3 protein-coding genes are annotated in these 5520 nt (G+C 68.9%); all 3 read left to right on the top strand.

Annotated features, from left to right (window positions below; translation table 11 throughout):
• The first annotated feature begins 222 nt into the window (after positions 1–222).
• The 3 genes from ACFWGJ_RS41275 (at position 223) to ACFWGJ_RS41265 (ending at position 5377) form a co-directional block, all read left to right on the top strand.
• Entirely contained in the window at positions 223–1566 is a 1344-nt protein-coding gene (locus ACFWGJ_RS41275) for an LCP family protein (RefSeq protein WP_387334103.1), read from the top strand.
• Positions 1567–1826: 260 nt separating this feature from the next.
• A complete protein-coding gene (locus tag ACFWGJ_RS41270; protein ID WP_387334102.1) occupies positions 1827–3569 on the top strand; it encodes an LCP family protein in 1743 nt (580 codons plus the stop codon).
• A gap of 74 nt (positions 3570–3643) precedes the next feature.
• On the top strand, positions 3644–5377 hold the full coding sequence (locus ACFWGJ_RS41265; protein WP_387334101.1) for an LCP family protein: 1734 nt from the start codon (positions 3644–3646) through the stop codon (positions 5375–5377).
• Positions 5378–5520: the final 143 nt, after the last annotated feature.

Here is a 5520-nt window from a genome sequence, read left to right as displayed (position 1 = left end):
ACCCTGGAGTACGCGCCCCCGGCGCGCCCTGAGAAGAGAGAAGAGACGAACGACGTGGTGTGGACCGGAACCTGGGTCTCCGACCGGCTCGGCAGTCTTTGAGGCGCGCGCCCGCTCGGCCGCAGCCAGTGGCGTCCCCCGTTCGGACCACCACCCTGGGCCCCCGGGCCCGAAGCGCGTCATCGTCGTAGAGGGCGCGCACGGGCGGTGGGAGGTGGTGGCGTGGTGAGCCGGAGCGGCGGGACGCGAGGTGACGGGACGGCCGGGCCCGGCAAGGGCTCCGCAGCCACCGGAACCGGCGTCGCCCGGCGCCGCAGACGCTGGCTGCGCTGGACGGGCATCGGCGTCGCCGTGACCCTCGTCGGCGCCGCGGGAGCCGGCTGGGCGGTGTACGAGAAGCTGAACGCCAACATCACCTCGGACGACGACACCGCCGCCGAACTCGCCCGCTACGAGAAGGAACGGCCCACCGCGCTCGTACGCGCCGCGCAGAACATCCTGCTGATCGGCTCGGACTCGCGGTCCGGGGACGGCAACCGCAAGTACGGCAGGGACTCCGGCACCGAGCGTTCCGACACCACGATCCTGCTGCACCTCGCGGCGAACCGGCGCAGCGCGACCGCCGTCTCGCTGCCGCGCGACCTCATGGTCGACATACCGAGCTGCCTGCGGTCGGACGGCTCCCGCGGCGCACCCGTGTTCTCGATGTTCAACTACGCCTTCCAGAAGGGCGGTCCGGCCTGCACGATCCGTACCGTCGAGAAGCTGACCGGTGTGCGCGTGGACCATCACATGGTGGTGGACTTCCATGGGTTCAAGGACATGGTCGAGGCGGTCGACGGCGTCGAGGTGTGCCTGAAGGAGCCGATCGACGACCCCGCCGCGAAACTGCGGCTGCCCGCGGGCAAGGTGCGGCTCGACGGCGAACAGGCCCTCGGCTATGTGCGGGCCCGCAAGACCATCGGCGACGGCAGCGACACCGACCGGATGGACCGCCAGCAGCGTTTCCTGGGCGCCCTCGTCAACAAGGTGCGCAGCAACGACGTACTGCTGAATCCGGCGAAGCTCTATCCCGTGCTGGACGCGGCGACGTCGTCCCTCACGACCGACCCGGGACTGGCGAACCTGCGGGGGCTGTACGACCTGGTGCGCGGTATGCGCAACATCCCCACCGAACGGGTGCAATTCCTCACCGTGCCGAGGGAGTCGTACGCACTCGACGCCAATCGCGACCAGCTCGTGGAACCCGAGGCGGAGAAACTCTTCGAGCGGCTGCGCAAGGACGCGCCGCTGGAGGTCGCCAGGGAAGTTCCGGAGGATTCCGGCGCAAAAAGGAGCAGCCCGGAGCCGGTCGACGAGCCGGCCAGGCGCGGCTATTCGTACGACTTCGAGCGCTATCGGCCGGGCGACGGGGACGAGAAGGGGCGATTTGGGCCCGACTCGGATGCGGACGACGGCACATCGGGCCAAAAGCGGGACGGCGGGACCTCGGCCGCACCGGACCCCGCACCCACCGCCCCGCCGACTTTCCGGGGAAACACCGCCGCCGAGGACGTGTGCGGTTAACGCCCGAACAGGCCTCCGGGTAAAGGGCAAACCAAGAGCGGGAACGTACGTTCAAAGAATTGGGCGGATTGCCCGGTTGTAGGGACGTGGAATTCGTCACCGTCGTCGCTCGTGGCTGATCCGGCCGGATAGTGTGAGCGATCCGGTGCACCCGGCCCGAGGTATGTCCTGAGGGCCGCGCACCGGTTGGACCGACTGACCGAGCGTCTTTTTGAGGGGGAAAAGACGCCGCGTGGCCCCGACGGAGGACTCAAGCAACCGTGGACGCGCAAGGCCGTGGGCGGGCGGACGATATCGACCCCGCAGACCAGTGGGTACTCAACCCGAACACAGGCGACTACGAACTGCGACTGGAGAATTCCGCACCGCAGTCGACGGTCCCAGGTCCCCGTTCCCGCCGAACGGCGGGCGAAACCGCGTCACCGCGCGGACGCACCGCTCCCGGCCGGGAGCGGAAGGGGACACCGCAGGAGGCGCCGGAGCCCGGTGTGCCCGGCCCGCGCAGACGCCGCGCGCCCGAGGGCCCGCCGCCCGGCCGGCGCAAGGGCAGGCCGAAGAAGTCGCGGGGCAAGAAAATACTGCTCTGGACGGGCGGCACGATGGCCTTCCTGCTCGTCGGTACGAGTACCGCCGGGTACCTCTACTGGAAGCATCTAAACGGCAACATCACGTCCGTCTCCGACGACGGCGCGGGCACCGGCGGCTTCAGCAAGGACCGGGCGATCAACGTCCTCCTGGTGGGCACGGACAAGCGCACCGGTGACGGCAACGACGGCTACGGCGACTCGGACAGCCCCGGGCATGCCGACACCACGGTGCTGCTGCATGTCTCCAAGGACCGTACGAACGCCACCGCGATGAGCATCCCGCGTGACCTGATCACCGACATCCCGGACTGCCCGACGACGCAGGAGGATGGTTCCACCAAGGTCATCCCCGGCACGCTGAACACGCGCTTCAACGAGAGCCTGGGCCAGGAGGGCCGGACGCCGAGCTGCACGATGCGGACCGTGACCGCGCTCACCGGCGTCAAGATGGACCACTTCATGATCGCCGACTTCAACGCGGTCAAGACACTGACCACGGCGGTCGACGGCGTGGACGTGTGTCTCGCCAAGGACATCGACGACCCGGACTCCCATCTCAAGCTGTCCAAGGGCGAGCACAGCATCCAGGGCGAGGAGGCGCTCGCCTTCGTCCGTACCCGCCACTCCGTGGGCTTCGGCGGCGACCTCAGCCGGATCGAGATCCAGCAGCAGTTCCTCAGCTCCCTGATGCGCAAGCTGAAGTCGAACGACACCCTCACCAGCCCCACCAAGCTGCTGAAGCTGGCGGAGGCGGGCACCAAGGCGCTGACCGTCGACTCGAAGATCAGCAGCATCACGAAGCTGCGTGACCTCGGCACCGAGCTGGGCAAGTTCCCCACCAAGAACCTGTCCTTCACCACCGTGCCGGTGGCCGACAACCCCACCGAGAAGGTCAAGGCCACGGTGGTCCTCCAGGAGGCCAAGGCCAAGGAGATGTTCGCCCTGATCAAGGACGACGTCTCGCTCACCGCGGTCAAGCAGGAGAAGAAGAAGGAGAAGGCCGCCGAGGCCGCCCGCCTCAAGGGCAGCAAGGCCGACCCCGCCGAGGTCCGGGTACGGGTCCTCAACGGCGGCGCGGTCGCCGGTTCCGCGCAGGAGACCCTCAACTGGCTGCAGCTCGAAGAGGGCGTCACGAAGTCCGAGAACGCGGGTAACGCCGGAGCGACGCTGAAGAAGACAACCGTCGAGTACGCTCCCGACCAGGCCGATCAGGCACGCAGGCTCGCCGATCTCATGGGCCTGTCCGGATCGGCCATGAAGCCGGGCAAGAGCGTGACCAACTCCCAGGGTCTTCCTGCGATCACGCTGACCCTCGGTGAGGACTTCAAGGGGGCCGGGGTCTCTCTGACCACTCCGTCGACGGCGCCGGAGGACGTCGAGAAGTCCACGGCGGACAAGGTCGAGTGCGCCAAGTGACCTAACAGGTCCGTCCTACGTCTCACAGGGCGTAGGACGGACCTGTGTCAGGCGCAGGGTGGGGAGGCAGGAACATGGCGCAGAGCAGTGTGCGTGGGGAGGGGGCTCGTCCACGCGCCTCGCATGCGGGGGAACGAAGCCGAAGTGACGATTCCGCACGGACGGAAGAACCGGGCGGCGGCGACGCGCAGGCACGGCGGGTACCACGGGCGCGGACCGCGTCGGGCGGCAACGGTGGCGACGACGGCGGGGACGGCGGCAGACGGGCGAGGCGGCGGGGCGGCAAACCCCGGCGCATACTCCGGTGGTTCGCGCTGGTCCTCGCGGTGCTGATACTCGGGACGGCCGGCGCCGGATACCTCTACTACCGCCATCTGAACGGCAACATAGACAAGGGCAAGCGCAACAACGGCGAGTCGGACGTCAAGAAGACGGAGCCCAACGCGGCCGGTCAGACGCCGCTGAACATCCTGTTGCTCGGCTCCGACAGCCGCAACTCGAAAGAGAACGTGAAGCTCGGCGGCAGCAGGGACCAGGTGGGCAGCAAGCCGCTGGCCGACGTCCAGATGCTGGTGCATGTCTCCGCGGACCGCAAGAGCGCCTCCGTGGTGAGCATCCCGCGCGACACCCGGGTGAACATCCCCGAGTGCGAGGACCCCGAGACCGGGGAGACGTACCCGGCGACGAACAACATCATCAACATGTCGCTGCAGCGCGGCGGGGCCGGCTGCACGCTGGCCACCTGGCAGAACCTCACCGGGGTCTACATCGACCACTGGATGATGGTCGACTTCGGCGGCGTGGTGAAGATGGCGGACGCCATCGGCGGTGTCGAGGTGTGCGTGGAGCAGAACGTGTGGGACCGTCCGCTGCCGGGCGTCCCCGGCGGTTCCGGTCTGAAGCTGGAGGCGGGCAGCCACAAGATCAAGGGGAAGCAGGCCCTGCAGTGGCTGCGCACCCGGCACGCCTTCGAGAGCGACCTGGGCCGTGCCAAGGCGCAGCACATGTACATGAACTCGATGATCCGCACGCTGAAGGGCCAGAACGCCTTCACCGACAGCGGCAGGCTGATGGGCCTGGCCGAGGCGGCCACCGACTCCCTTGAGGTCTCCGAGGAGATCGGTACGGTCAAGAAGCTGTACGACCTGGGGATGAAGCTCAAGTCCGTGCCGATGGACCGCTTCACGATGACGACCATGCCCACGGTGACGGACCCGCAGAACCTGAACCACCTGGTCCCCAAGCCCACGGACGCGGACAAGGTGTGGTCGATGATCCGCGACGACATCTCCTTCGACAAGGGCGGCAAGAGCGGCAAGGACGGCAAGGGCAAGAGCGGTGCGTCCGCGAGCCCGGCGGCGACCGGACCCGCCGCGGCGCCCGCCGAGGGGCTGGCCGTCACGGTCGTCAACGGCACGGCGGGCGAGGACAGCGAGCTGGCGCCGGTGAGCAGCCGGGCCACGGCGATCGCGGGTGCCCTGCAGGGCAAGGGGTTCGCCAAGGCCACCGCGAGCGCGCAGCCCGATCCCAGCTCGCGGACGCAGGTCACGTACCCGAAGAGCTCGGGGGCGCAGGGCCGGGCGAACGCGCTGTCCGTGGCCGAGGCCGTCGGTGTGCCGAGCGGTCAGGTACGCGCCACGGCCGATGCCGTCACCACCACGCTGACCATCGGCAGTGACTGGCGGGAGGGCACGGCCTATCCGAAGCAGTCCACTCCGAAGGCGGGTGACCTGCCCGAGAGTGCGGACGCCCTCAGCGGCTCCAAGAAGGACGCCTGCATGCCCGTGTACAAGCCGTACCGGTACTGAGTCCGGCCGCCGGACCGGCGAGGGGCCACCAACCGGTGAGGGGCGGCCAACCCCCACACAAAGCCCGCGGGTGGGGGCCCGCGGGGGTTGGGGGGGGCCCTGGTGAGGGGTCGCGCAGCCCCCCGCGGGGGCGGGGCCCGAAA

Origin of the sequence: Streptomyces sp. NPDC060205 (genome assembly GCF_042728395.1) — a bacterium.
In the GTDB taxonomy this organism is placed as follows: domain Bacteria; phylum Actinomycetota; class Actinomycetes; order Streptomycetales; family Streptomycetaceae; genus Streptomyces.
The sequence above is the reverse complement of the archived record's forward strand: the minus strand, read 5'-3'. Positions and strand labels throughout refer to the sequence as shown.